Raw genomic sequence first — 26,740 nt, forward strand, 5'->3', positions numbered from 1 at the left:
TCCGCCTCCGGGAACGGTCTTCGTATGATGATTTTCAGAGTACTCATACATATTCCATACCAGACTGCGAACATCGACCAGGGCGACGTGGTACCGGCGCAGCACTTCGACCCCGTCCCCGCATACGAGCCATTGCCCACGTCAGTTACATGCTTCGCCACGCGGCGCAACCTGCGTGGCCCTCAACTGGCAGGCACGCTTTCGAACTGGTGCAATTGCGCGTTGCTTTGCTGCCAGTTGGCTTCAGTCTGGCGTTTCCCAGGCGTGCAGGTGCATGTGGGCATGCTCGCCAGCGCCATGGCGGTGGCGATGGCGATGCGCCAGCTGCGCTGCCTCCAGCAATTCCACGTCCGCCAGGGCCCGTTCGATCGGCCCGTCGTAGCGCAAGCCACGTCCCGGATCGAGGATCAGGCAGCGTTCGCCGAACTCGGCGGCCATCGACAGGTTGTGCGTGCTGACGACGACGGTCGCCCCGGTGTCGAGCAAGTGATCCGCCAGCCAGCCGGCCGTGCGCGGATCGAGGTTCGCCGAGGGTTCGTCGAGCAACAGGACCTTGGGGTCGAGCGCCAGCACCGCGGCCAAAGCGACCTTCTGCTTCTCGCCCCCTGACAGATGAAAGGGCGGCTTGTCGAGCAGCGCCTCCAGCCGCAGTTCCCGGGCCCAACGGGTGACGCGCGCATCGACATCGGCCAGGTCGAGCTGGCGGGGCCCGTAAGCAATCTCGTCGCGCACGGTCGCGTTGAACAGCATCGCCTCAGGATGCTGGAACAGCAGCACGCATTCGCGCCGAAACCGCCGCGCCCGATCACGGTCGCGCAGATGCTGCAGCGTGACCTCTTCGCCTCCTTGGCAATAGCGCCCGCCCGTGGGATCGATCAAACCGTTGAGCAGCTTGAGCAGCGTCGACTTGCCGCTGCCGTTGGGGCCGAGCAGCACCACCTTCTCACCGGCTGCAATGCGCAGCGTGAGACCGCTGAAAGCGGGCGGGCTGTCGGGCCACCCGAAACTCACGTCCTGCAGATCAATCATCGAAGCATCCTCTCGATCGCATCGCCATGCCCGACTCCGCAGCGCTGGCCACCGACTTGTCCAACAGGTGCGCAGCCTGGGCCGAGGCGTTGCGGGCCCGGTCTCTCCAGCGCGGGCAGCCCGGATTGCGGCTCACGAAGGCCAGCCGGAAATCGCGCAGCACCCGCGAGAACACCATCACCTGGCCGACCGCGAGCGTGGCCAGGAAACACAGCGTCGGCGAGAACGACAGTGCCTGCAGCAGGTTGACCCGCGACACGAACCAGAACCCCAGGAACACGAGCAGCAGCACGCGCAGGTTGACGACCACCAGGTAGCTCGGCCGGAAAGCGCCCTGCCAGAGCGACATCGCCACGTAGCCCAGGCTCACGGACAGGTTGAAAACCAGCACCGCCAGCAGCGTGCGCCGCAGCAGGCGCCAGCGGGCTGCGCCGCTGGCGGCCAGCGCCAGGATCAACAGCGTTGCGAGGGCACGCGGGTCGTGCACGAAGGTCACCGCCACCACCGCAGCAAAGTACTGCCCCAGCCAGCGCCGCGCGTGGTCGACGGGTGGCCCGACGGCTGCCGGGCCTTCGGCCGTGCTCGGGCAGCAGGAGGGGGTCATGTGCGCCCCTCGGCGCCTGAGCGTCGTGACAACCCAGGTCGCCAGCCGCGGCTCCGGGCGAAACGCCAGACCACCAGCGTCAGGGCGGCCTCGCCGACGCCGATCACGGCGTGAGGCACCAGGACTGCAGGCAACACGATCGAGAATCCGAACGGGAAGAACAGCGGCGTGCCGTCGGGGCGCTGCGCGATCAGCGGCTGCAGGCCGAGCACCAGCCCGACGATCAGACCGGGCAACATCACCGAACACCACGCCGCCAGCACCACCGCCATCGGTTCGCCAAGCCGCCGCAGCGCGTGGAACACCAGCGCCGCCACCCCGGCGCCTGCCAGGCCCATGGCCAACGCATTGACAGGCAGGGCCGTGATGCCCCCCGCACCGAACAGCAGCGACTGCAGCAACAGCACCAGGCTGTAAGACAGGAATGCGAGGCGGACGCCAAACAGCAGTGCCAGCATCGCCACACCCAACAGGTGACCCGAGGTACCTCCCGGGATCGGCAGCATGATCAGGCCCAGCCCGTAGGCCAGCGCCGTCATGGCCGCGAGCTTGGGCACGGTCTGATCGTCGAGTTCCCGGCGCAGACCGCGTGCAGCCCACAACCAGGCCACGCCGGCCACCGCATAGGCCGGCAGGTAGGTCTGCGGCGAGAGGAAACCGTCAGGAACGTGCATCGGGTCGGTCGGCCGTGGCCGCATCGGCCGGCTTGCGGCGTCGGACGAACAACTGCAGCGCGCAGAACAGCGCCAGGATCACGAGCACCCCGAGCATCACGCGCGAGGCACGATCGACCGCCAGCACGGCGCTGTCCGAGGCCACCGAGGCCTCCCCCGGCGAGGCCTCGAAACTCACGTCGACGCCATGCCCATCCTCGGAAAAGGCGCGCACGCGCCATCGCTTCGTCTGGTCGGGCAGGAAGACGATGCGACCCTGCCCGTCGGTGCGGCCGGTGAGTGTGGGTTTGGCGCTCCCATCGGCAAACAGTTCGTAGCGCTCGAACGAGTACGGTTCGCCGTCGGCATACGTCAGGTGGATCACCGTGGCCTGTGCCTGCAACAGCTTTTCGTGCACTTCGTGCGCCGGTGCGGATCCTGCAGCGAAAGTCAGCCCTAGCCAGAGCGGCATCGCCGCTCTGGAAATCCCGCGGGCAAGGAAGTTTGCCGAGCGCTTCATCGCATCGAGCCTGCCGGATCAGCGGGCCGTGAAGACGAGATTGGCCGAGGCGGAGTACTGGTCCGCTCGAGGCTCGTCCTTCAACCCGTGCTTGTGGGCCACCGAGAGGATCTGCCGTCCGGCCGCGGGGACCGGGATCGCCGCCTTGCCCTGTGCGTCGGTCTCGATCGGTGCCGGCTTGTCTGTGCCGGACCGAGCAATCTTCGCGCCGGCCAGGGGCCGGCCTTCCCACAGCACCTGCACGGGGAGCGCCTTTCCGACCGCGGGCGCCGTCGCGCTCAGCGGCACGATCTCCAGTGGCAGCCCCTGCGGCTTCGTGACGACCGGGCCCCAGGTGAACACCGTCTTCGACAGCTGCACGTAGTAGCCGGAGCTCTGCACGTCACCCTTCACGGCGTTCTTCGCGAGATTCTTCCAGCCCTCGTCGGTCTTGGTCCAGAAACCGTCGTCGAAGAACATCACGCTGAGGGCCGGCGATCCGCTCACCTTCACTTGCACCGCACTCGCAGTGAGCTGCCGGCTCATCGGCAGCACGGCGCCCTTGCCGTCGAGCGCGCTGACGGTCTTGACTTTCAGCGGATCGTAGGCCTCGATCTCGCTGCCGTGACCGTAGAGAACGACGTACTCTTCTCCACGGGCCTCGAGCCAGGCATCGTGCGCGATGGCCGGTCCGAATGCAGCGCCCAGCAGCAGGGCCAGCGGGATTCCAGGAAAGACGCGAATGCTCATGGGTGTTCTCGCTCAGTTGAAGGTGTACTTGATGCCGGCCAGTGCAGACACCACGGGGCGCGGGTCGTAGACCACGCCATTGCCGAGGTCGTAGACGAAGTCCGAGCTGTACCGGTCCGGCGCGTAGTCAAGTTGCACAAAGCCGCTCCACGCCCCGCGCGTCAAACGGGTCTTGATCGCGAAAGTGGTCTGGGGCTCCGCGTACAAGCTGCCATCGGCGCGCAAGGGTCGCTTGCCGATGCGCTTGGCATACAGATCGGCGTTGAGCTGCCAGCCCGCGCCGACGCCGCCGGTCCAGGACACGCCCAAGGTCTGCGTATCGTCCGGCACGGTGATCACACGGTCGGCGCCTGGCGTCGCCGGGCTCTCGATGCGCGTGTCGACGCTCGTGTGGCTGGCGTTGAAGCTGAGGTGGTCGGTGACGATCCAGTCGACGCTCATCTCGTACCCGTCCCGCTTCGTGCCGCCGATGTTGATGATGTTGACGGGGTTGGCCGGATCGCGACGCAGTTCGCGCTCGGTCTTGGTCGTGAAGAGGCCGGCCGACAGCGTCAGCCCCGCTGGCAGGCGTAACGTGGTGCCGAGATCGCTGCTGCGCAGCTTGGCCGGATCAAGGTCGCGGTTGAACGCCGCGCCTGCGCGGTTCGGCGACAGTTCGGTCGCGGCGGGAGATCGGAAACCGGTGCCGGTGTTCGCAAAGATCTCCAGCCACGGCGCGGGACTGAACACCACGCCGATCTTCGGGCTCGCCACGCCCAGCGAGGCGGAACCGGAGTTGGGAAACAGGCGGTTCGTGACCCGGGTGCTGAATCGGTCGTAGCGCAGCCCACCGACCAGCTTCACCGGTTCGGCGAGTCGGACCTGCCCTTGCGCGTACAGGCCCGCAGCCCGGCTGCGCGACGATTGATCCCTCGACAGGGCCGCCGGATCGACCGCTCCCTGTCCATTGGAATCTCCCCCAAGCACGTTGCCGCGGTCGAACTGCCCGTCAGTACCAAGGGTCAGCAACGCGCGGTCCTGCCACGAATAGGCCTTGGAAACCCGCCATCCGGCGTAGTTGCGCTGTGCACGGGTGTAGCCCTGGGGTGGCCCGAAGGCCGTGTCGATCAGCAGCAGTTCATCGCGCCCGGCATAGACGGTGGCACGCACGCCACGGGCATCGCTCGGCACGTAATTGGCGACCAGCGTGTAGTAGTCGTTGCCACCCTTGTCGGTCAGCGAATCGGGGCTGGCGCTGCGTCGGCTCACGGTGCCCTGGCGCACGTCGTCGGCGAGCAGGAAGCCGGCCGACTCGTTGTCGCGCACCGACGCATTGAGCCGCAACGACAGCCGCCCATCCGGCAGTGCCACGGTGAACTTGTTGAACGCGTTCAGTCGCCGGTAGTTCGAATGATCCCGGTAACCGCGGCGATCCAGCACTTCGTAGGACAGGAAGGGCGTGACCACACCGTCAGGCTGTCCGCCATAGGTGCCGACGGCGCGGTAGTGGCCGTAGCTGCCGCCCTCGACCGCAAGGCTGCTCGACTCGGAGGTCTTCGTGTGGATGAGGATGGTCCCCGCCAGGTTGAAGTTGCCGTACTCGGCCGAGAACGGGCCCTTGAGGATCTCGATGCGCTCGATCAGATCCGGGTTCAGCCAGTTGAAGTCGACCATGCCGTGGCGCATGCCGCTGTCAGGCCAGTTGACGGGCACGTCGTCGATGAAGACCGCAACGTCGGCTCCGTGGTAGCTGGAGAAGCCACGGATGCTGATGTCGTCGCCGATGTCTCCCCCCGGACTCGAGGCGCCGAACGTCACGCCCGGAGTGCTGCGCAGCAGGTCCGTCGCATCGGAGAACGGCAGCGCCTGGATGCGCTCCTTGTCGAGCACATAGGTCTGTGCCGGCAGCGCTTCAGGTCGGTTCGACAGCTCCGTCCGCCCCTCCAGCCGCTTGGCACTCACGGTCACCGTTTGAAGTTGCGGCGACGGTTCTTCCGGAGCCGCAGCGTTCTGGGCCCAGGCCACCTGGGCGTGCATCGCGAGAACGGCGCTCGCGACTGCCCCCAGAGGAAGCGGCACGGACGTGGCTGTGATGGTCTTGGTGCGCATGGGCGCAGATCTCCATTCGAGAGGAAGATGAAGCCGCGGCGCGATCCACGCCGCGTCTCCGGTTCAGCGGACGGTGAAGACCAGGTTGGCCGAGATCGACTCGCTGTCGGCCCGCGGATCGTTCGCGAGGTCCTGCTTGCGGTTGACCGACAGGGTCTGCTCGCCGGCGACCACCGGCACCTGCGCCTTGCCCTCGGCATCGGCCTCGATGGGAGCCTCCTTGCTGTACTCGGCACGCACGAGCTTCGCACCGGCCAGCGGCTTGCCATCCCACAGCACCTGCACCGGCAACGGCTTGCCGGCGGCCGGCGCGGCGGCGCTCAGCGGCACCAACTCGAGCCGCTGGCCCTGCGGCTTGGTCACGGCCGCGCTCCAGGCGAACACGGTCTTGCCGTATTTCACCGAGTGCACCGCGCTGACGGCACCGGGCACCTCGTTCTTCGGCAGGTTCTTCGACGTCGCATCCGCGCCTGCGGTCTTGCTCCAGTAGCCATTGTCGAAGTGCAGCGTCATCAGCGAGGGCGCCTGCGGCAGCGTCGCGCGCACCGCGTCGCTGCCGTCCTGGCGCTTCACGGCGATGGCGGCGCCCTTGGCGTCGAGCGCCGACAGCGACTTCACCTTCGACGGCGCATAGGCCTCGACCTGTTCGCCGTGGCCGTAGAGCACCGCATAGGCATCGCCCTTGGCGGCGATCCAGGCATCGTGCGAATGGGCAGACAGCGCCGTGCCCATCGAGGCGACGGCGACGAGGACCTGCAGGGAAGGGTATCGAACGGTCATGGAATCTCCTGGTCAGAAGGTGTAGGTCAGGGCCACGCCGACATCGGCGCGGGGGCGGGGATCGACGGTGGCGCCGGCCTGTTCGCCGGCGAACTCTCGGGGCTGGAAGACGCCATACACCGCGTAGCGCACGCGGTTCCGCTCGAGCGAGACGCGCAGGTCGTAGCGCGTGTAGGTGCGACTGAACAGCGGCTCCGGACTCACACCGACGTAGTAGGGTGCGCCGGACAGCTGGAAGACGTCTGCATTGGCGCGCAGCAGTCCTGCGGCGAGAGCCGTCGTGTACTCGGCACCGATCCGGTAGGTGTGTTCTGGCAGCCCGGCAATCAACTCCTGCCCGGGATTCACGGGGGTGTTGATGCGCCCCTTCACCCTCCCGTAGCTCGCGTAGAGGCCGAACGCGTCGGTGACGTCGAAGCGGACATCGGCCTCCCAGCCGTTGCGCGTCGTGTCGCCGATGCCGGCGAAGACACCGCTGCCGGGCGTGGTCTCGCGGATCTCGTCCTTGTTGACGGTGCGGTAAGCCGCGGCCGACAGCGTCCACTGGGCTCCGAGCCGAGCATTGAAGCCGACGTCGCGGGCCTTCACTTTCGGCGGCTTCAGGTCCGGAAACGACGCCCCCCCGGCCGCGCCCGGCGGCCCCAGCGGGCCGGGCGGTGACAGCTCCCGTTCTGCTGGCGAGCGGAAGCCCTCGCCCACGTTGGCGTAGATGTCCAGCGCCTTGATCGGCGACCAGACGAACCCCGCGCGCGGCGTGGTCACCGACGCGTCGTAGTCCACCGAGGCAGCAGGCTGCTTCAGGTTGTCGATCCGGTAATCGAAGGCGTCGCGCCGCACGCCGCCAACCAGCTTGAACGACTCCAGAACCTGCCATTGGCCCTGGGCGAACAGGCCGTAGGTCAACAGATCCAGATCCCAGTGGTTGTTGACGTTCGCGCCCGGCCCCGCCGGCGTGTCCCAGCGCTGGTTGATACCGGAACCGCGGTCTGCGCGGAGCTCGGCGCCGGCCGTGATCGCTGCCTTTGCACCGACCCCGATGTGGTACTGCGCCCGCCCCCCGTAGACGGCGCGATCGTCGTTCTGCACGTTGTATCCGTTGGGATTGCCCCCTGCCGGATTGGCGCGTCGCTTCTCATAGTGCTCGGCAAAGGCCGAGGCATGCCAGCCCTCCTCGCCGCGCGCCGGACGGCGCGTCAGCACCAGGCCATAGCGCTCGGCATCGCCGAACAGCGGAGGCGCGTTCGGGTCGCGGTCACGCGGCCCGACCGTTCCATTCACGAGCGAGGTGTAGCTGAGGTAGCCAGGTGCGTCCCAGTCCGACCTGTAGTAGCTGCCGCGAAGTGCCCACAGTGCATCGCCGGTCTCGAGCGAGGCCTTCGCGAACAGGTTGCCGCGGACCACGCCGGAGTTGTCGCGATAGCCATCGGTGCGGTAGAGGTCGGCAACGACGAACGAGCGAACTCCCTCATGCTCGCCCGAGAACACCGCCGTGCCGCGGCCGCTGCCATAGCTTCCGGCACTGAGGCCGACGCTGGATTCGCCCTGGTCGCGCGTGACGATGTTGATGGCGCCCGCCCGATTCTGGTCGCCGTACAGCGCCGAGAACGGCCCCTTGATGACCTCGATGCGCTCGATCATGTCCGGCGTGAGCCATGAGAGGTCGCTCATCCCGGGTCCGCCCTGGTTCGCGGACGGGAAGTTCTGCGGCACGCCGTCCACGTAGATCGCGACGTCGCCACCGTGGGCGCCGGTGCCGGTGAAGCCGCGCATCTTGATCGGGCTGCCGATGTCGCCCTGACCGAAGCTGTAGGCGTTGACGCCCGGCACGCGGCGCAGCAGATCGGTGTAGTCGCGGCCGACGTTGGTCCGCGCGATGTCCTCGCGCCCGATGATGGTCACGGCGGCGGGCAGCCCCTTCGCGTCGAGCGTGACACTGCCCCGGGTCTTCTCGGCCGTGCCGACGACGCGAATGGGCTCGAGTTGCGTGGCACTTGCTTCATCGGCAGCTTGCTGGGCCACGGCAGGACAGGCAGCCAGAGCGGTCATCAACAGGGTGGTCGGCCGCAAGCGCCGATCGAAAACTTGGTGCACAGGGTCTCCTCGTTGCAGAACGCCTCGTGGGTGACCGACGCACCCATGAGTATGATTATTTTCATAATGTTCATACAACTTCCGTGCCATCGTCCACGGATCGGCTGCCCAGAGGGATCGAACCCCGAACCACAGGGAAACCCGCGATCACGAGGCTTCCAGCAGGAGCGCGCAACTGCTCAGTCCGCAGCAGGGCTCCGCCTCGCCAAGACAAAGAAAAAGGCCCTGCATCGCAGGGCCTCCTCGACCGCACCGATCGACGGCGCAGGGGCGTGTGGGTTCAGGACGCCGGCTTGGGATGCACGTGCGTTGCGTGGTGCCCCCCGCGCCCGTGCTTGTGGCTGTGGTGCAGTTCCACGCTGATGAGGTTGAGCTTGCCGTGGTGCACGCCGCGCTCGGCGCACACCGTATCGGCGAACTGCCGCACCGCCCGCGTCGAGCCCCGCAGGATCACCGTCTCGAGGCAGTGGTCGTGATCCAGGTGCGCGTGCATCGTCGACACCGCGAGATCGTGGTGATCGTGCTGCAGTTCGGTGATGCGCTCGGTGAGCTCGCGCTGGTGGTGGTTGAAGATGTAGGACAGGCAGGCCACGCAGTGCACCGACTCGTCGTTGTTCTGGCGTGTGCGCTCCATCTCGGCGCGCAACAGGTCGCGTACCGCCTCAGAACGGTTCGCGTAGCCGCGGTCGGCGATCCAGTGGTCGAATTCGTGCGCGAGCTTGTCGTCGAGGGAGATGGTGAAGCGTTCCATGCTGCCGGCTCTGGAAGGTCGTGAAGATCACTCCAGCCTAGCAGATTGGAGGCCACGCCCGCAGGCCGGAACGGTGAGCGCCGTCGCGAGTTCACCGTGGGATACCGAGGTACCCCGCGGAGAACGGCAGCCTGCTCAGAACTTGTACTGCGCGGACAGCAGCGCCTTCCACCGCGGCTTGGCCGAGGTCGCGGACTGCCCCCCGCCGAAATCGAACAGGGTTTCCTGGTACGGATTGCTGTAGTGCGTCACCGCGAGCGACACGCGGCTCGCGGGCAACGCCGACGGTGTCCAGGCCACGCGGCCCACCGTGCGGCTGTATGACGATGTGCTGGCGGCATTCGCCCCGTCCAGCGGCTGAGGCCCGACGAATTCGTTGCTCAGCGACCAGTCGAGCCGCTCTCCCGCCATCAGCGACTGCGCCTCGAGGCCGAGCGTGCCGACCCAGTCCGGCACATTGGCGATGTACGCATTGCCCGGTTGATCCTTGATGCGGGCACGCACGGCACTGTAGTTGCCGAACAGCTCCAGTCCGGCACGTGGCAGCCATCGCAGTTCGAGGTCGTAGCCGTTGCGGTCGGTCTTCTGGTTGCCGATGAACTGGTTGCCGGCGTTGAACAGCGCTTCCTTGTCCTGCCGCGTATTCCACAGCGCGACGCGCCAGCTCAGGCCGGCCGTGGCGCTGTTTCCCTGCAAGCCGATCTCGGTGCTGCGTAGCGGCGTGATGCTCGTCGACTGCAGTCGATTGAAATCACCGAATGGATAGGGACTCTTCAGGCCGCGTGCGAGGTTGGCAAAGACGTCAACGCGGTGCGTTCCCTCCAGCGCGGCCCAGGTCGCACCCAGCTTGGGGCTGAACTGCGACTTGCGGCTGTCGTAGCGGTTGCCGCCCGCCGCGCCGTACGCATCGTCGAGCGGATTCAGACGGATGTCGAAGTCGAGATGGTCGTAACGACCGCCCAACGTGAGCTTGAGGCGGTCCACCGGACTGATCTGCAACAGCGCGTAGGCGGCGGCCGTGCGCGTGTTCACCTGGCGATCGGTGTCGACCGTCGCATCGCCCAGCGACCGGCGTCGCGGATCGGCGGTGAAGTGCGTGCCGTCGATGCGTTCGTCGTCGTACTGTGCGCCGAGCACCAGTTGGGTCGGCACGCTGCCAGTCGCAAGCATCGCGGCCTTGCGCACATCGAAACCCGCACGTCGCATCTTGTCCTGCTCGGCACCCAGATTGACCGGGTTGCCGATCGGGTTCGAGATGTCATAGAACGACCAGCGCCGCCGGCGGTCATCGACCGCATAGACCGAGGCCTGCCAGCCGGTGGCCAGGCCGCCCTGCCCCTCCAGATCGTCGGAACGGTAGTTGAACACCAGGTTGTTCTGTCGTTTCGCGTCTCCGATGCCTGGCGCCAGTGCATCGCGCGGGCTGAGCTGGCCGGACTTGACGCGCGCATAGTCGATGTAGCCCGGTGCCTCGACGTCCGCGTCATAAGCCTGGAAGCGGATGGCCGCCTGACCTGCGCCCAGGCCGAACGAGTAACGCGCAAACAGGTTCGTGCGCTCGAGATCGGTCTGGCGCTGGTAGCCATCGCCCTTCGTCGCATCGAGGGCCAGCAGCAGCGAGCCGTCCCCCAGCGCGCCCGAGTACACCGGCAGCACGCGCACACGCCCGAAGTTGTCGATGTCCACCTTGGCAAAGCTGCCCGGCTCGCGATCGGTGTACATCTGCACCGAGCCGGCGACCGCATGGTTGCCGGCGTAGGGCGAGAACGGCCCGCGCACGATCTCGACACGGTTGACGATCTCGGCGATCACCTGAGCCAGGTCGGCGTAGCCGTTGGTGTGCTGCGATCCCGTGACGTTCAGCGGCAGGCCGTCGAGGTAGAACGCCACATCACGCCCGTGACCGCTGCCGAAGCCGCGGAACTTGACCTCATAGGCGACCAGGCCTTGCCCATAGTCGTTGACGAAGGCGCCCGGCACGCGCCGGAACATGTCGCCGTAGGTCGAGATGCTGCGGCGATCGAGTTCGCGCCGGTCGATCACCGTGACCGAAGCCGGCGCCGCTTCGATGTCCTGCGTCACCGTCGTCGGCGCCGGGGCCTTGCGCTCCCCCGACACGCTGACGGTCTCCAACTGCGTCGACGGGCTGGCTGGTGCGTCGGCCTGCGCGAGAGCGACGCTGCTCAATGCAAGCAGGGCGGTGGCAGTGGTGGGAAGTGAAGGTCTCAAACCGGTCTCCTCAGGATGCCGCCGCAGCGGTCGTTGTATGACGTTTAATAACTTCGTCATACAAATACCGTGCCGAGGTCACCGACGATCGGTCGTGCGGGACGCCGCGAGAGAGCCCGCGTGCTGACCCCGCGCAAACCCCTGATCAAGTCCTTGCCGCCGAAGGCGACGAACTGGACTCCGCCGTGGCAGGCGAGCCCCCGGCCCAGCCCCTGCGGGCAGGTCAGCCCGAACGGGTCAATGCACCGTGCACACCATGCAGGGGTCGAACGAGCGCACGATGTGCTGCACCGCCACCGGCGTCAGTTCGCCCTCCTGCACCGGCGCACCCTCGAGCGCCTGCTCCAGCGCGCCCGGCGTGCCGGCGGCGTCGCGCGGCGAGAAGTTCCAGGTGGTGGGCGCGACGATCTGGTAGTTGGCGATCTGGCCGCGGCTGGCGACGATCCAGTGGCCCAGGCTGCCACGCGCGGCCTCGCTCAGGCCCACGCCGACGCCCTCGGTGAAATGCGGGCTCGGCACGCAGTAGGACTCGCCGCTCTGCAACTGCTGCAACCAGCGCTCCATCATCGGCACCACGCGCGCCAGTTCGATCAGGCGCGCCAGCACGCGGGTGTAGACGGTGCCGCCGTGGCGCGCCACCGCGTCGCGCACCAGCGGCTGCGCCGATGCGAGCTGGCGGGCGATGGCACCGGTCTCGACCACCTCGCCGGCGAGCCGCGGCGCCTTGTTCCACGTGTAGGCGTCGGGCTTGTCGGCGTCGGGCAGCGTCAGGCCGTCGAGCGGATGGCGCGGGGCGGCGCTGTCGGCCAGCCAGGCATGCGTCGCGTCCTCTCGGATCGCCGCCACGTCGAGCCGCGACAGCACCGCGCGCTGCGCATGCCACACGCCGCCGCCGAGCTCGAAGCCGCCGTCCGGCTGCGGGTAGGCACCGTAGCTGAGGTAGCGCCCGGGGCCGGGACCGAGACGCTCCAGGGCGGCGTCCTCGACCATGCTCAGGAACAGGCGGAAGTCGCCGCGCCACGGATCCTGCGCATGCCAGGCCCACAGTTCGGCTTCGCTGGCGATCGAGCTCACCTGCTCCAGCGGCGCGGCGAACAGGTGGCGCTCGAGGAAGGCCCGGAACTCGCGCACGCGCGACAGCAGGCGCACGCGCTCGGCTGCCTCGATCGGCCGCGTGGAGCCACCCGGCTCGATGCTCTGCGTGTGAGGCCACTTGCCGGCCAGGGTGCCGAGCAGCGTGAACCAGCGTTGGCGCGCCGCGATGGCCGCTCGCGTCTGTTCGCCGGTCTGCGGGGCGAAGCGGCGTTCGGCCTCGGCATGCCAGGCCCGAGACGCATAGACCGGACGGGTGAAGTCCGGCATGAAGAAGAGGTAGAAGTGCGTCAGGTGGTCGGCCAGGTTCTCGGTGGCGAGGATCACGTTGGTCGCGTGCTGGCCGTTGGGCGGCATCTCCAGGCCGCCCAGGTCGGCCAGGGCCCGCGCCGAGGCCACCGACTGCGAGACCGAGCAGATGCCGCAGATGCGCGGCACGTAGACCAGTGCATCGTGCGGGTTCTTGCCGCGCAGGATCTGCTCGAAGCCGCGGTACATGGGCGCGTTGACGCGCGCCGACGTCACCCGGCCGTCGGCGATGTCGAGCGTGACTTCGAGATCGCCTTCGACGCGGTTGAACGGGCCGACGAGCAGGCGGGTCATTTCAGGCGCGTCTTGCGCACCGCCGGCGTGACCACCAGGTGATCGGCCACGGCGTTGAGCTTCACGCGCCTGGGCGTCGCCGACTTCGACAGCGATGCGAGCGCGACGAACCAGGCCTTGGGCATGTCGGTCGGCAGGCCGATCGGGATGCCGGCCAGCTTGGGTGTCTGGTGGAAGGGGTGGCCCGGTTCCTGGAAGCCCGGCTCGGTGCAGGCGACGCAGGCGTAGCCGCCCCGGGTGCACGAGCCCTCGCCGTTCCACAGCCGCGTGTTGCAGTCGGCATGCACCTGCGTGCCCTTGCAGCCCATGTGCTCCATCATGCAACCCAGGTCCGACGGCTTCTCGGCGCTGGCCTTGAACTCGTAGTATTCATTCCGGGTGCAGCCGTGGTGCACCAGCTGATCGGCATAGAAGCGCGGACGGCCCAGCTGGTCGAGGTCGCCGGCCGTGAAGCTCTCGGCGGCCAGCGCCATCAGCGTGTCGATCACCCAGCTCGGGTGGGTGGGACAACCGGCGATGTTGATCACCGGCAGACCGCTCTCGGAACGGAAGTCGGCGCCGAGCAGGCCGCCGCGACGGTCGTCCTCGAACTGCAGGCCGCAGGCATCGGTGGGGTTGTCGCCACCGGCGGTCACGCCGCCCCACGCCGCGCAGCTGCCGACCGCCACCACGTGCCGGGCCCGGGCCGCCAACCGCGACACCCAGTGGATCATCGGGATGCCGGTGCCGGCCAGCACGTGGAAGCGACCGCTGCCGTGCGGGCCGCGCAGCAGGGAGCCTTCGATGCACAGGGCGTCGAGCCGCAGGCGGCCATCGACGATGCGGTCGAGCAGGGCGCTCAGCTCGTGCCCGCTCTCGATCGACAGCGACGGATGCCACAGCAGATCGATGCCGGCGTCGCGCAACTGGCCGTGGAAGTCGGTCGTGTCGGCGCACAGCAGCGACATGCTGCAGCCACCGCACCCCCCCGACTGCAGCCACAGCACGTTGAATCCCGCCGCAGCGCCCATGCTCATCCTTCCAGCCCGAATCTCAGCATCTTGCCACGCAGCCCGACGCGCGACAGGCCCAGCTCCTTGGCCGCGCGGGTCTTGTTCCAGCGGTGGCGCAGCAGCGTCTCGCGCAGGATCATCGCCTCGATGGCGTCGAGCCGCTCGCCCAGCGTGCCGCTGCGCGGCAGCGGCGTGGCCTGCGCGGTGGCGGACAGGCCGGCTTGTCCGTGCAGCACACGCAGCGAGAAGGCCTGCGCCTCGATGCATTCGGTGGTGCTCAGCGCCACCGCGCGCGCGATCTCGTTGCGCAGCTCGCGGATGTTGCCGGGCCAGGGGTAGCCCATCAGGCAGGCCATCGCCTCGTCGCTGAGCTCGGCGCCGGGCCTCCCCAGCTCGGCGCTCACCTCGCGCACCAGGCGGCGCGCGATCGGCTCGATGTCGCCGCCGCGCTCGCGCAGCGGCGGCACCGTCAGCGAGATGCCGGCGATGCGGTAGTAGAGGTCTTCGCGGAACAGGCCCTCGCGGACGCGCTGCTCCAGGTCGCGGTGCGTGGCCGCGACCACCCGCACGTTGACCGGCACGGTGCGCACGCCGCCGACCGGCCGCACCTCGCCCTCCTGCAGCACGCGCAGCAGGCGCACCTGGAAGGCCGGTGAAGTCTCGCCGATCTCGTCGAGGAAGACCGTGCCGCCATTGGCACGCTGGAACAGCCCCGGATGGTCCTCGTGCGCGCCGGTGAAGGAGCCGCGCTTGTGGCCGAACAGCTCCGACTCCAGCAGGGTGTCGGGAATGGCCGCGCAGTTCTCGACGACGAAGGCGCCGCTGGCACGCGGGCTGGCGTAGTGGATGGCACGCGCAAGCAACTCCTTGCCGGTGCCGGACTCGCCGAGCACCAGCACGCTGAGGTCGTAGCGCGCCACGCGCGCGGCCATCTCGCACACGCCGTCGAGCGGGCTGCCTGCGGCGCGCTCGATGCGGTCGAAGTCGAAGGTGTTGCGCGCCTTCTCCAGCTTGTGCGCCGTACGCTGGCGCAGCACCGGCGTGCTGGTGCGCAGCTCGAGGTCGAGGCGGTGCATCTCGCGCTGCAGCACACGGGCTTCCGCCGCGGTGCGCACCGTGTCGAGCAGGTGGTCCGGCACCCAGGGCTTGAGGATGTACTGGTAGATGCCGGCGTCGTTGATGCCGGCGATGATGTCCTCGGAGTCGGTGTAGCCGGAGATCACGATGCGCACCGTGTCGGGCCAGCGCTCGCGCACTTCCTTCAGGAACTCGACGCCGGTGAGTCCCGGCATGCGCTGGTCGCACAGGATCACGCTGACCTCATAACGCTCGAGTTGCTTGCGGGCGTCATCGGCATGGCTCGCGGTGAGCACGGTGAAGTCCTCGTCGAGCGTGCGCCGCATCGCGTCCTGGGAACGCACTTCATCGTCCACCACCAGGACGGTCGGCAGGCTGGCGACCTCGCTCATGCGCGCTCCGTGCTGCCGGCAGCGGCCTCGCGATGGACCGCGAGATGCCGGGGTGTCCAGGCATGGGGCAGCTTGTGCACGAAGTGATAGCGAGCGACGTGATAGCTCGGGTCGAAGCCGTAGAAATTGCGGTGCATCCGGGACAGCTCTTGTTCTCTGTAGGCGGCCAGGGGCCGCCGGGCCTCGTCCGCGTCGCGCACTTGCCGCTTGAGAGCGACGCGCTCGGCCAGATTGTGGGCTGACGCCAGCGCCAGCGCATGGGTAGTTGCCTCGATTTCGAAGCCGCGCGCCCCGGTGTCGAAGCATCGATCGATCAGGCCCGAGCGCTGCGCCGCGGCCGCCGAGACCGGCAGGCGCTGCTGCATCAGCGCCGCGGCGCCGGCCGCTCCCAGCCGCCGCGGCAGCAGGTAGGTCCAGTACTCGGACCCGTAGAGGTTGCCCATGTTCTTGTAGTGCGGATTCAGCACGACACCCCGGTGCGCCCACACCTCGTCGGCCGCCAGCGCCAGGAAGGCACCGCCAGCCCCGGCATTGCCGCGCAGCGCGGCCACGGTGAGCCGGTCGGTGAGCGTGATCAGCTCCAGCGCGACGTCGTCCATCGCCTCGATGTTGCGCCAGGATTCGTCGGCCGCGCTGTCGCCGGCCCGGTGGGCGGCCGCCTCGATGCAGTTCAGGTGGATGCCGTTGCTGAAGAAGTCGGACCCGCCGAGCAGCAGCAGCACCTGCGTTTCGCGCTGCCGAACGTCCAGCAGCGCCGCTCGCAGCCGACGGCACTGGTCGGTCGACATCGCGCCGTTGTAGAAGTCGAACGACAGGCATCCCACGCGTGCGCCGCGCGGACCGAGTTCGCGGTAGCGCAGTTCGCCCCATTCGTCGGCATCGCGCTCCAGCGGCGCGTCGAGCTGCGGCAGGCCGGCCGCGCCCGATGCGAACGCAAGGGCCGCCGGCAGCTTGAACGACGGCCCGTCGCCGCAGGCCTGCGGGCTGCGCACCTGGCCGATCCACACACCGCCGTCGACGGTGCGGCGCAGCAAGGCTCCGTCGCGATGCGCCACCACGGTGCCCGGCGCGCCCGCGGGCGCGCGGGCCAGCGTCGCGGCGCTGACCGGGTGGCCATCGTAGAGATGGCATTCGACGTCGAACAACCGGTCGCGCACGCCCGGCTGGCCGTCGGCGCTGCGCAGCCGGGCCAGGACGTGCGCCGTGTCGTCGTGCGCCCAGTCGATGCGACGGGCCGACTGCGGCAGTGCCGGGCGCCAGCCGTCGCCCCCCCCGATGTCGACTCGGGTGCTGCCATCGAGCGCGCCCGCCCCGCCGTGCGCGGCGAAGCGTTCGACCGCCTTCAAGGACGCCGCGATGGCGGCATCGGCCACTTCGCCGCGGTAGAGGCTGCCCTTGGCAGCGGCGCGCATCGGGAATTCGGCGTGGGCCCAGACGGGACCGGCGTCGAATTCTTCATTGGCCTGAAGCACTGTCACGCCCCAGCGCGGACGGGACTCGAGCACGGCCCAGTCGAGCGCCGAGGGCCCGCGGTCGCCAGGTGGACCGGGGTGCACCACCAGGCAGACGACCCGGCGCCACACCGATGCCGGGATGCGCCGCTTCAGGAAGGGTGCGATCACCAGGTCGGGCCGGAACAGTGCCACCGCCTCTTCGGTGACGCTGTCGGCCACGTCGAGTTCCACCGACACGCTGTGGCCCCGGGCGCCGAGTTCGACGAACAGGCGCTGGGTGAGGCTGTTGAAGCTGTGGCAGAGCAGCAGGATGCGCATGGTCGTTCGTCGAGGGGCGGGATCAGTCGGGCTTCAGCCCCGCCAGCAGCTTGATGGCCTGCTTGCGCCCGAGGTTGACGGACACCTTGGACTCCAGCGCCTCCAGCGCCTTGCAATAGTCCTCGAGGGTGGCGGCCTCCAGCAGCGGGCCGGCCACGACCACGGCGTCAGGGCCGTAGTGCGGAGCGAGCCGCGCCAGCGCCTCGCGGCGCAGCGGCGCCAGGCGCTCGCGCACCTCGGCGGCAGACATCTCGGCCTCGCGTGGTGCGACGGATTCCACCGCGATGTCCACCGGCAGGGGCTGCGGGCCGGGGCTGTCGGCGACCCGCCGCGCCGGCGGCGCCACCGGCTCCACATGGCCCTGGTCCGCGAGCGCTTCGACGAGCGCGTCGGCATCGGGGCCGATCTTGGCGCGCAGTGCGACGAGCGAATCGACCCCGTTGACGAGGATCAGCGCCGTGCGCGATCGCGCCGACAGCCCCCCCGACCGCAACCTCACTTCCTCCATGCCCCGATCGGTCTTGCGGTACACGCGGTCCCCGGGATCGTCCATCGCAGCCTCTCTATGCGGAGGTGTCAGCAAATGCGCGGCAACTGCTCTCCGCTCAACCAGTCGACGACGCGGCGCCCGCCGAAGCGGGTGTCCATCTGAACGAAACGGTGGGGGTCTTCGACGACGCTGCCGATGCGCGCAGCCTGCGCGCCCAGCGGATGCGCGCGCATCGCCGCCAGCACCACCTCGGCCGCCTCGGGCGCGCAGGCGGCCACCAGCTTGCCTTCATTGGCGATGTACAGCGGGTCCAGACCCAGCAGTTCGCAGGCCGCATCGACCTGCGGCAGCACCGGGATCGCGTCCTCCTGCAGCAGCATGCCGACACCGGACTGGCGCGCGATCTCGTTGAGCGTCGTGGCCAGGCCGCCGCGCGTGGGGTCGCGCAGCACCCGCACGCCCTTCGGCGCGGCCTGCAGCATCGCGGCCACCAGGGTGTGCAGCGCCGCGGTGTCGGAGCGGATCGTGGTCTCGAACTCGAGCGACTCGCGCTGCGACAGCACCGCGACGCCGTGCTCGCCGATCGTGCCGGACAGCAGCAGCACGTCGCCTGGGCGCGCGTTCCTGCCGGAGACGTCGACACCGACCGGCACCACGCCGACGCCGGTGGTGCTGATGAAGACGCCATCGCCCTTGCCCTGCTCCACGACCTTGGTGTCGCCGGTGATCACCGGGACACCGGCCTCGCGCGCCGCAGCGGCCATCGACTCGACGATGCGCTTGAGATCGGCGAGCGGGAAGCCCTCCTCGAGGATGAAGCTGGCGGCCAGATAGAGCGGCCGTGCGCCGGACATCGCCACGTCGTTGATCGTGCCGTGCACGCTGAGGCAGCCCACGTCGCCGCCCGGGAAGAACAGCGGCGACACCACGTGGCCGTCGACCGCCATCACCATGCGCTCGCCCTGGGGGATGGCGAACGCCGCGCCGTCGTCGCCCTGGCGCAGGTAGTCGTTGTCGAAGGCCGCGAGGAAGAGCTCCTCGATCAGCTGCATCGCCGCGCGCCCGCCGGCGCCATGCCCCATGTCGATGCGGCCGTTCTTGATGTCGAGCGGCCGGATGTAGTCCTTCTTGACAATGCTCATACTGCCGCCACGATCGCAATGTCCTTGAACCGCCCGTAGGAGTAGTGCGCCGCGCAGGCCCCCTCGCTGGACACCATGCAGGACCCTACCGGATTCTCCGGCGTGCACACCGTGCCGAAGATCTTGCAGTCGGTCGGCTTCTTCACGCCGCGCAGGATGGCGCCGCATTCGCAGGCCTTGTTGTCGGCCACCGGCTGGTAGCCGAGCCGGAAGCGCCGCTCGGCATCGAAGGCCGCAAAGCCGGGGCGGATCTTGAGCGCGCTGTACGGCACTTCACCGAGGCCACGCCACTCGAAACTCGGCCGCAGCTCGAAGATGTCGGACACCAGCGCCTGCGCATTGAGGTTGCCGTCGCGGTTGACCGCACGGGTGAACTCGTTCTCCACCTCGGCACGCCCTTCGTTCACCTGGCGCACGAGCATCAGCACCGCCTGCATCACGTCGAGTGGCTCGAAGCCGGCGATGACCACCGGCTTGCGGTACTCCTGCGCGAAGTGCTCATAGGGCCCGGAACCGATCACGATGCTGACGTGGGCCGGCCCCACGAAGCCATCGATCGGCACAGTGCCGAACTGCCGCACTTCGGGCGACTCGAGGATGTGCGTGATCGCCGACGGCGTGAGCACGTGACAGCACAGCACACTGAAATTGGTCAGCCCCTCCTTGTGGGCGTCGCGGATCGCCAGGGCCGTGGGCGGCGTGGTCGTCTCGAAGCCGATCGCGAAGAACACCACCTCTCGCTGCGGGTTCTGGCGCGCGATCTGGAGCGCGTCGGCCGCCGAGTACACCATGCGGATGTCGCCGCCACGCGCCTTGGCACGCACCAGCGACAGGCCGTCGGATGCCGGCACGCGCATCGTGTCGCCGTAGGTACAGACGATGGCGCCGTGCTCGAGTGCGAGCTTGATCGCCAGGTCGATGCGGCCGATCGGCAGCACGCAGACCGGGCAGCCCGGACCGTGCACCATGCGCACATTGGCCGGCAGCAGTTCGCTGACGCCATAGCGCGAGATGGCGTGGGTGTGGCCGCCGCAGAACTCCATGAAGCTGTAGCTGCGGTTCGGACGAACCTCCTGGCGCAGCCGCTCGGCGATCTTCAGGGCGACGCCGCCGTCGCGAAACTCGTCGATGTACTTCATGACAGCGCGGCTCCCGAGGAGGCCGGCAAACGGGCGACCTCACCGAACATCGCGAGCGTGCGCTCGGCTTCCGCCGGATCGATCTGCCCGATGGCATGTCCGACGTGCACGATCACGTAGTCACCGACGGCCACGCCGGGCAGCAGGGCCACGGAGATCTCCTTGCGAATGCCGCCGAGGTCGACCACGGCCTGGTCGGCGGGCTTGAGTTCGATCAGCTTGGCGGGGATGGCTAGGCACATGAGAGGCTCTCGTTGACTTCGATGGAAAGGGGTCGGCCACAGGCATGCAGCTGGTGAGCGGCCACCCAGGCCTGCCCGAGCGCGAGCGCCGCATCGCCGCAGGTATGGGCCTGCGGCTTCAGCACCGTCAGGCCCTGCCGCTGCAGGCCGGCGGTGACGTGCTCGGTGAGCACCGCGTTGCAGAAGCAGCCACCGCCCAGGCACACGGTGCGCGCGCCACTCGCCCGCGCTGCCGCACCGGCCCACTCGGCCAGCGCCTCGGCCAGTGCCACATGGAACCAGGCGGCCTCGGCGGGCACCCCGCCAGCGGCATCACCGTGATCGAGCAATCGCGCCAGCAAGGGGCGCAGGTCGAGGCGATCGATCCGGCTCGCATCGACGATGTCCGCCCGCGCCGGCCGGCCGTGCGCCGCGATCCACGCGCGCGCCTGTTGCTCCAGCGCGATCGCGGCCTCGGCCTCGTGGGCCTGGCGGACGCTCAGCCCCAACGCAGCGGCGGCGGCGTCGAACCAGCGCCCGGCGCTGCTGGTCGGAGGGCAGTTGAAGCTGCCGACGAGCAACTGCTGCACGAGGCGCGCTGCACTCGCGCCCACGGCGCCGGCGAAGCGCTCGCCGATCTCGCCCCCACGGCCCAGCGCGTGCAGCGCCGACGCAGCCATCCGCCAGGGCTCGCGCGCCGCCACATCGCCGCCCGGCAGTGCCAGCGGCCAGAGGCCGCCGAGGCGTTGCCATTCGGTGGTGTCGACCCACAGCAGTTCACCGCCCCAGGCGGTGCCGTCGGTGCCCAGGCCGACGCCGTCCAGCGCCAGGCCAACGACCGCCTCGTCGACGCCATGCTCGGCCATCACCGCCGCGATGTGGGCGTGGTGGTGCTGGACGCCGATCGCGGGAACCCCCAGCTCCGCGGCCAGCGACACCGCCAGGCGGGTGCTGTAGAAATCGGGGTGCAGGTCGTGCGCGATCGCAGCCACCGGCCCGCCGGGTCGGCGCAGCAGCGACTGCACTGAGGCATCGAGCGCGCAGCAGGCCCCCGGTTCGCCCAGGTCACCGTGCAACGCCGACCAGACCGGCACGCCGCCCTCGAGCAGGCACGCGGCATTCTTCAGCCAGGCGCCGGCGGCCAGTACGGTGGGCAGGTCGTTTGGCACGATGCAGCCGTTCAATCTGACGTTGCCGCCCCTGCAGAGGCAGCGAGCGCGGCTTCGAGCTCGGCCACGCGCCGACGCAGCGCGGCCTCGGTATCCGGACCTTCGGAGCGAGCCGGGGACGCCGGCTCATGATGGTGATGGTGATGATGGTGATCATGAGCATCGACCGGCGACATCGCATGCTCCAGCCAGTGCAGCCAGTCGTCCATGCCGGCCCCGCTGGTGGCCGACAGCTGAATCACCTCGATGGCCGGGTTGACGCGCCGGGCCGCCTGGATGCAGCGCTGGACGTCGAAGTGCAAGTGCGGCAGCAGGTCGATCTTGTTCAGCACCATCAACGAGGCGACCGCGAACATGTCAGGGTACTTGAGTGGCTTGTCCTCGCCTTCGGTCACCGAGAGGATGGCCACCTTGGCGGCCTCGCCCAGATCCCACACCGCGGGGCAGACGAGGTTGCCGACGTTCTCGATGAACAGCAGGCTGCGCGCGTCGTGATGATGCGCGTGGTGGTGGTCTGCGTGATGGTCGTGCGTGTGCAACCGGGAGAAGGCATCCGCCACCATCGGCGCATCGAGGTGGCAGCCCTTGCCGGTGTTGACCTGGATGGCCGGCGCTCCGGTCGCACGGATGCGCTCGGCGTCGAAGCTGGTCTGCTGGTCGCCCTCGATGACCGACACCGACAGCCCGGGATGTCGCCGGCGCAGCGCCTGGATGGTGGCGCACAGCAGGGTGGTCTTGCCGGAGCCGGGACTGGACACCAGATTCAGTGCCGTCACGCCATGTGCCTCGAAGTGCTGGCGATTGCGCCGCGCGATGCGGTTGTTCTCGCCGAGGATGTCGGTCTCGAGCTTGATCGCGCGCGCCTGGCTCATGCCGGGCACCGAGACGCGTGCGGCGCCGGCGCCGTAATGCAGGTCGCCATGCAGGGGATCGACTTGAACGTGCGAGCCGGAGGGATTCGGCACGGCACCGCGATGCTGCAAGGACCCGGCCTCTTCGGCAGGCCCCGCCGCCTTCGGATCCTCGGACCCGGCACAACCACAAACGACACACATGTTCGCTCCTTCCGTCTAATCGTCGACCAACATGTCGAGCACCCGCAGTTCGGTGCCCCCGGTAGGCTGCACCTGGTAGCTGCCGCACACCGGGCAGGCATCGCCGCGCTGGGTGATCTCGACCGTCTGGCTGCAGTGGAGGCACCAGGCTTGGCCGAGCGGCTCCTCGATCTCGAACTCCGCATCCTGCAGGCAGGTTCCCGGCGCCAGCGACTCCAGCGCGAACTGCAACGCGCGCACCTCGACACCGGCCAGCCGCCCGGCTTCCATGCGCAGGACCGTCACGCGCCGAAAACCCTCGCGCTGCGCGGCGTCTTCGACGAGCTTCAGGATGCCGCCGGCCAGACTGGCTTCATGCATGGGCGGCCTCCTCCAGCCAGGCCGGTTCGATCTCATAGGGTACACACGGATCGTAGGCTGCCATGAGGAGGGCGACTTCGTGCTGGCGCGCCGGAGTGACCTCGGCGGACAGGCGCTCCAGCGCTGCAGCCAGCGCACCGGCGGGATGGAAGTTCCATTCCGTGGGGGCAAGCACGCGGCACGCATCGACGCGGGCGGCATCGCCTCGGTTGTCGAGGCGCACATGGTGGACCAGCAGGCCGCGCGCCATTTCCGCCCAGGCCAGGGCTTCCCCTGGGCCGAGCGCCAGGCTGCCGCTCGCGAGCCATTGGGCACCGCTGCGCCGCGCCTCGTCGGGCAAGGCCAGGCGCACGGCCTCGGCCAGGCGTGCACCGAGGCGCAGGCTGGGGCTAGCGAGGTGTTGTCCAGCGGATTGGTTCAGGCGGTTCCACGGTCCGGTGTCCGCGCAGGCGCCTCGCCAGCGCGGCTGACGAACGAAAGCGGGACTCTCTTGCAGGGTGTCGGCAAGCTCGCGCAGAGTGGCCGCGCTCGCGTGAGGTTGGAGATCGGCCGTGTCCAGCACACGGTCGGCGACCGCAGGCATCCCCATGAACAGCTCGGCGAGCCACCCTTCACCCTCGCCCGCCCATTCGCCCAAACACGCCTGCGGATCACGCTCCCACGCAGCAAGCCATCGCGGCGCGGGCATGCGCAGGACAGCGCGCTGCAACCAGTCGAGCAATCCGGGAAGCGCCTCTCCTGCCGTCGAGTTCGAGGAAAGCGAGGGAACGACGAATGCCGGGCACTGCTGGAGCTCGTTCATCGCCTGGGCGGCGAGCGCCTCGCGACGCGACGAGACCGCCAGCTGCCGGGGCCAGTCCATGCACAGGCGGCGCAGGTGCTCGCGAAGGCTGCCGAGTTGCAGCGCGCTCGCGGCTCCATGTTCGTCCGCTTCGTCCTCGCCGCGCGCCACAGCCACCGCGCGCTGCGCGCACAGGCGGTGTGCATGACCGCACAGGCTGTACAGGCTGCCCAGGATGTCGGCCAACCCGGCGGCGGGCTTGCCGCGGGTCAGCAGCTCGGTCAGGTCCGGGCGGGTACTGACCAGGTTGTGCGGTCGCGGCCGACCCGGCCGCACCAGCAGGGCGCCGCCCAGGTCGGCAAGCCGTGCCGCACTCACCGGCCCCCCCTGGCCGCCGCCGACGAACGACCAAGCAGGAAGGATCGGCGAGCAGGCGAAGGGGTCTGCTCGAGGGCAGCAACCGGCACGCGCAAGGTCGTGAGCACGGCGCGCGCGGTGGCCACGGCCGACGCCTGGTCGACGAACTCGAACATCGGGGAAAACAGCGAGCAGGCAGCGTAGGAACCGAAGGCCGGCTCGTGGCCGCCGATGAAGTCGAAGTTCTCGCTGCCGACGGGGCGCGTTCGGGCGACCCCGACGCTGGCGACGTCGTCATGGCGCCCCAGCGGCACCACGACGAGATTCATGAACCAGGGGGTGACGAGGATGCCGACCGCCTCCATCGCCTCCAAGTCGCTGCCGGATGCCGGCTCGACGACCGTCGGATCGAACGCCGGCTCGAAGCCCACCGCTTCCACCTGCAACGCCGGGTTCAGGACCGGCACGCCGGCCATGCGATCGCGCTCGATACCGCGGAACAGGTCCACGAGATCGCAGACGCGCTGCGACAACGCGGCAGCAGGAGACGGCGCTGCGATCATGATCAGGTGGTGCCGTCGAGCACCATGAATTGCTCGGCATCCCCGTCGCACTGCGGGCATCGCCAGTGCGGCGGCAGATCCGAGAAGGACGTGCCGGGGTCGATCTGCCAGACGGGATCGCCGAGCGCGGGGTCGTAGACCCACCAGCAGATCTTGCATTCGAGTCGCGCGCCGGCCGGCAGGCGGGCACTGTTGCCGAGGTAGCTGCCTTCGAAACGCGGCGGGCTGCTGGAGTTCACGGTCTCGCTCCGCACACGACAGCGGCGCACTCGGCGGCCTGCAGGGCCGCCGGGTCGGGGCACGCCGTTCTTCTCATGCCTGCTCCACCCACTCCAGCACTTCCCTCAGACGCTCATGCGAATCGTCGAGATCTTCCTTGGCGGCCTGGGCCACCTCGGGCAGCTCGACGACTTCGACGGTGTTGAGGATGACCACGTCCTGCGAGTTGTAGTACACGACGCGCCAGCAATTGGGCATGCGGGTGTTGGTGATGCGGCAGTTGCCATAGCCGCGTGACAGGATCAGCACCCGGCCCGTGCCGAGATGGTGATCGAGGAAGCCGATGTCTTCGGTCGACATCGGGAGCAGCGTGAGGTTGACGACGTGGGCCGCCTGACCAGGACGCCAGATGCGCCACTGATCCTCGATCTCGGCCAGCAAGGAGGGTGCGTTCTGCACATTGGGGGGCAGGTCGCCGGTCCAGCGCGGCACCTGGGCCCAGACATCGTCGCGTGCGGCCGCCTTCAGCGCCTGCGGCACGGGACCGAGTTCGATGACGTCCGACATGACCTGACCATCCATCGAGCGGACCACGCGCCACACGCCGGCAAAGACCGCCTCCTGCACGCGCAGCTCATGGCTCGCATCGCCGTCGCTCTTGACCAGCGCACTCACCTCGCCCTCGCCGAGCACCTGGTTGACGAGCTGCAGGTCCGCGGCCGGCAGTCCCAGCAGGTCGACGCTGCGGTTGCCGCCGTTGCGGCGCGCGTCGTCGAGGGCCGTCAAGGCCTCGCGCAAAGCACGGTGCGCCTGCTCTCGCGCGGCGATCTCCTCGGGCTCGGGAAGAATCGGCGGGCGGAAGGTCTCCATGCCCTGCGGCATCGGCATGTACTGGAGGCTCTCGTCCTCCTCGGGCTGGCTGCCCGGGCCAACGCCTATGCCCACGACCGGTATCGGAAAGTCTTTCATGAGGTGCTTCCGTGAAAGGGTTGTTTCAATGGCACGACGAACCGGAGGATCCGGCACTGACCACCGGGATGCCGATGGTCGGCGCACGCGAGGTCGGCATGGCCAGCGCCTGCTTGACGCGTTCGACGTAATCGTCCCAATCGAGCATGCCGGAGATCGTGGTCACGTACTGGCCATCCCGCAGGAACAGCAGCGTCGGCCAGCGCTGTGAACCGTAGCGGCGAGCCACGGCTTCCTCGCTCTGTCGCGGCACGACGCCGACGACGAAACGCCCCGGAAAGCTGCGTTGCAGTTCCGGCAGCACGACCGCCACGTCCAGCCCTTCGGGAAAGCGGACCGGATCGCCGGCGAACAGCACGACGCGATCCCCTCCCTGCGCAGCCCAGTCACCGATGCTGGTCTCGTCCACCCACGACGCGCCGTGGACGCTGACGAGCCGCTCGATCAGCGGCGACGTCTCGGGGACGGCCATGGTGGTCTTGGGCGGCTGCACGGGCAGCTTCACCAGGGTTTCGTGGCTCGACGTATCGGTACTCATGGTGATTTCTCCAATGTGGGGCTGGATGCCGCCCCCGCCAAAGCAAGGACTTCGTCCTGGTTCATGCGCGACGGCAGGGCAAAGGCGGCGTCACCGTCGGCGGCATCGCCGTGCATCACCGCTTCGAGCAGATCGAGCGTGGCGCCGATCTCTCGGGCACGCTCGGTCGTCAGACGCTCCTGAGCGCTGTCGATGAACACGAGCAGCCAGTCACCGGGTGCGACGTCGCCCACCAGCGCTGTCCGGACACGGCGAGCCTCGCCCCGGCCGCGGCACTGTGCGTGACCGGGCTCGACGCTCAATACCTGCATGGGAAGTCCGATGCACATGGCGGC

The 26,740-nt window shown here is 68.8% G+C and carries 27 protein-coding genes; all 27 read right to left on the reverse strand.

Annotation, left to right across the window (positions count from 1 at the left end):
* Positions 1–243: 243 nt before the first annotated feature.
* The gene (locus C1M51_RS03765; protein ID WP_129448299.1) at positions 244–1,029 is read right to left on the reverse strand and encodes an energy-coupling factor ABC transporter ATP-binding protein; all 786 of its coding nucleotides are present in this window, start codon (positions 1,027–1,029) and stop codon (positions 244–246) included.
* Positions 1,022–1,633 carry an ABC transporter permease gene (locus tag C1M51_RS03770; protein WP_129448300.1) on the reverse strand — a complete coding sequence of 204 codons (612 nt, stop codon included), beginning with the start codon at positions 1,631–1,633 and terminating at the stop codon, positions 1,022–1,024. The genes C1M51_RS03765 and C1M51_RS03770 overlap by 8 nt, the downstream gene beginning before the upstream one ends.
* Positions 1,630–2,307, reverse strand: coding sequence for an energy-coupling factor ABC transporter permease (locus C1M51_RS03775; RefSeq protein WP_129448301.1), 678 nt, complete (start codon positions 2,305–2,307; stop codon positions 1,630–1,632). Before C1M51_RS03775 ends, C1M51_RS03770 begins: the two co-directional genes overlap by 4 nt.
* Complete coding sequence (locus C1M51_RS03780; RefSeq protein WP_242499959.1) at positions 2,294–2,806, reverse strand: ABC transporter permease; 513 nt, start codon at positions 2,804–2,806, stop codon at positions 2,294–2,296. The genes C1M51_RS03775 and C1M51_RS03780 overlap by 14 nt, the downstream gene beginning before the upstream one ends.
* Positions 2,807–2,824: 18 nt before the next feature.
* Positions 2,825–3,535, reverse strand: a complete 711-nt coding sequence (locus C1M51_RS03785; RefSeq protein ID WP_129448302.1) for a DUF4198 domain-containing protein — start codon at positions 3,533–3,535, stop codon at positions 2,825–2,827.
* A gap of 12 nt (positions 3,536–3,547) precedes the next feature.
* Positions 3,548–5,623, reverse strand: a complete 2,076-nt coding sequence (locus C1M51_RS03790; protein WP_129448303.1) for a TonB-dependent receptor — start codon at positions 5,621–5,623, stop codon at positions 3,548–3,550.
* A gap of 63 nt (positions 5,624–5,686) precedes the next feature.
* Complete coding sequence (locus C1M51_RS03795; protein WP_129448304.1) at positions 5,687–6,403, reverse strand: DUF4198 domain-containing protein; 717 nt, start codon at positions 6,401–6,403, stop codon at positions 5,687–5,689.
* Between the two features lie 12 nt (positions 6,404–6,415).
* Complete coding sequence (locus C1M51_RS03800) at positions 6,416–8,494, reverse strand: TonB-dependent receptor (RefSeq protein WP_129448305.1); 2,079 nt, start codon at positions 8,492–8,494, stop codon at positions 6,416–6,418.
* A gap of 280 nt (positions 8,495–8,774) precedes the next feature.
* Positions 8,775–9,245: a nickel-responsive transcriptional regulator NikR gene (nikR, locus tag C1M51_RS03805; protein ID WP_129448306.1), complete on the reverse strand. Its 471-nt coding sequence runs from the start codon at positions 9,243–9,245 to the stop codon at positions 8,775–8,777.
* Positions 9,246–9,380: 135 nt separating this feature from the next.
* Complete coding sequence (locus C1M51_RS03810) at positions 9,381–11,474, reverse strand: TonB-dependent receptor (RefSeq protein WP_165349647.1); 2,094 nt, start codon at positions 11,472–11,474, stop codon at positions 9,381–9,383.
* A 237-nt stretch (positions 11,475–11,711) separates the two neighbouring features.
* Positions 11,712–13,169, reverse strand: a complete 1,458-nt coding sequence (locus C1M51_RS03815; RefSeq protein ID WP_129448308.1) for a nickel-dependent hydrogenase large subunit — start codon at positions 13,167–13,169, stop codon at positions 11,712–11,714.
* On the reverse strand, positions 13,166–14,185 hold the full coding sequence (locus C1M51_RS03820) for a HupU protein (RefSeq protein ID WP_129448309.1): 1,020 nt from the start codon (positions 14,183–14,185) through the stop codon (positions 13,166–13,168). Before C1M51_RS03820 ends, C1M51_RS03815 begins: the two co-directional genes overlap by 4 nt.
* Positions 14,182–15,630: a sigma-54 dependent transcriptional regulator gene (locus tag C1M51_RS03825; RefSeq protein ID WP_129448310.1), complete on the reverse strand. Its 1,449-nt coding sequence runs from the start codon at positions 15,628–15,630 to the stop codon at positions 14,182–14,184. Before C1M51_RS03825 ends, C1M51_RS03820 begins: the two co-directional genes overlap by 4 nt.
* Positions 15,627–17,402 carry an enoyl-CoA hydratase-related protein gene (locus tag C1M51_RS03830; RefSeq protein WP_129448311.1) on the reverse strand — a complete coding sequence of 592 codons (1,776 nt, stop codon included), beginning with the start codon at positions 17,400–17,402 and terminating at the stop codon, positions 15,627–15,629. The genes C1M51_RS03825 and C1M51_RS03830 overlap by 4 nt, the downstream gene beginning before the upstream one ends.
* 22 nt (positions 17,403–17,424) lie before the next feature.
* Complete coding sequence (locus tag C1M51_RS03835) at positions 17,425–17,955, reverse strand: hypothetical protein (RefSeq protein ID WP_129448312.1); 531 nt, start codon at positions 17,953–17,955, stop codon at positions 17,425–17,427.
* Positions 17,956–17,978: 23 nt separating this feature from the next.
* A complete protein-coding gene (gene hypE / locus C1M51_RS03840; RefSeq protein WP_129448313.1) occupies positions 17,979–19,034 on the reverse strand; it encodes a hydrogenase expression/formation protein HypE in 1,056 nt (351 codons plus the stop codon).
* Entirely contained in the window at positions 19,031–20,173 is a 1,143-nt protein-coding gene (hypD, locus tag C1M51_RS03845) for a hydrogenase formation protein HypD (RefSeq protein ID WP_129448314.1), read from the reverse strand. Before hypD ends, hypE begins: the two co-directional genes overlap by 4 nt.
* Positions 20,170–20,415, reverse strand: a complete 246-nt coding sequence (locus C1M51_RS03850) for a HypC/HybG/HupF family hydrogenase formation chaperone (RefSeq protein ID WP_129448315.1) — start codon at positions 20,413–20,415, stop codon at positions 20,170–20,172. The genes hypD and C1M51_RS03850 overlap by 4 nt, the downstream gene beginning before the upstream one ends.
* A complete protein-coding gene (locus C1M51_RS03855) occupies positions 20,406–21,563 on the reverse strand; it encodes a carbamoyltransferase HypF (RefSeq protein ID WP_129448316.1) in 1,158 nt (385 codons plus the stop codon). Before C1M51_RS03855 ends, C1M51_RS03850 begins: the two co-directional genes overlap by 10 nt.
* Before the next feature lie 11 nt (positions 21,564–21,574).
* The gene (gene hypB, locus C1M51_RS03860; protein WP_129448317.1) at positions 21,575–22,618 is read right to left on the reverse strand and encodes a hydrogenase nickel incorporation protein HypB; all 1,044 of its coding nucleotides are present in this window, start codon (positions 22,616–22,618) and stop codon (positions 21,575–21,577) included.
* Between the two features lie 15 nt (positions 22,619–22,633).
* Complete coding sequence (locus C1M51_RS03865) at positions 22,634–22,978, reverse strand: hydrogenase maturation nickel metallochaperone HypA (RefSeq protein ID WP_129448318.1); 345 nt, start codon at positions 22,976–22,978, stop codon at positions 22,634–22,636.
* A complete protein-coding gene (locus C1M51_RS03870; protein ID WP_207207796.1) occupies positions 22,971–24,137 on the reverse strand; it encodes a hypothetical protein in 1,167 nt (388 codons plus the stop codon). The genes C1M51_RS03865 and C1M51_RS03870 overlap by 8 nt, the downstream gene beginning before the upstream one ends.
* Positions 24,134–24,649 carry a [NiFe]-hydrogenase assembly chaperone HybE gene (gene hybE, locus C1M51_RS03875; RefSeq protein WP_207207797.1) on the reverse strand — a complete coding sequence of 172 codons (516 nt, stop codon included), beginning with the start codon at positions 24,647–24,649 and terminating at the stop codon, positions 24,134–24,136. The genes C1M51_RS03870 and hybE overlap by 4 nt, the downstream gene beginning before the upstream one ends.
* Before the next feature lie 32 nt (positions 24,650–24,681).
* Positions 24,682–24,918: a rubredoxin gene (locus tag C1M51_RS03880; protein ID WP_036230946.1), complete on the reverse strand. Its 237-nt coding sequence runs from the start codon at positions 24,916–24,918 to the stop codon at positions 24,682–24,684.
* 73 nt (positions 24,919–24,991) lie between these two features.
* Positions 24,992–25,867: a hydrogenase expression/formation protein gene (locus tag C1M51_RS03885; protein WP_129448320.1), complete on the reverse strand. Its 876-nt coding sequence runs from the start codon at positions 25,865–25,867 to the stop codon at positions 24,992–24,994.
* A 25-nt stretch (positions 25,868–25,892) separates the two neighbouring features.
* Entirely contained in the window at positions 25,893–26,405 is a 513-nt protein-coding gene (locus C1M51_RS03890) for a hydrogenase (protein ID WP_129448321.1), read from the reverse strand.
* Positions 26,402–26,734, reverse strand: a complete 333-nt coding sequence (locus tag C1M51_RS03895) for a HypC/HybG/HupF family hydrogenase formation chaperone (RefSeq protein ID WP_129448322.1) — start codon at positions 26,732–26,734, stop codon at positions 26,402–26,404. Before C1M51_RS03895 ends, C1M51_RS03890 begins: the two co-directional genes overlap by 4 nt.
* Positions 26,735–26,740: the final 6 nt, after the last annotated feature.

This window comes from Methylibium sp. Pch-M (assembly GCF_004136295.1).
GTDB lineage: Bacteria > Pseudomonadota > Gammaproteobacteria > Burkholderiales > Burkholderiaceae_C > Methylibium > Methylibium petroleiphilum.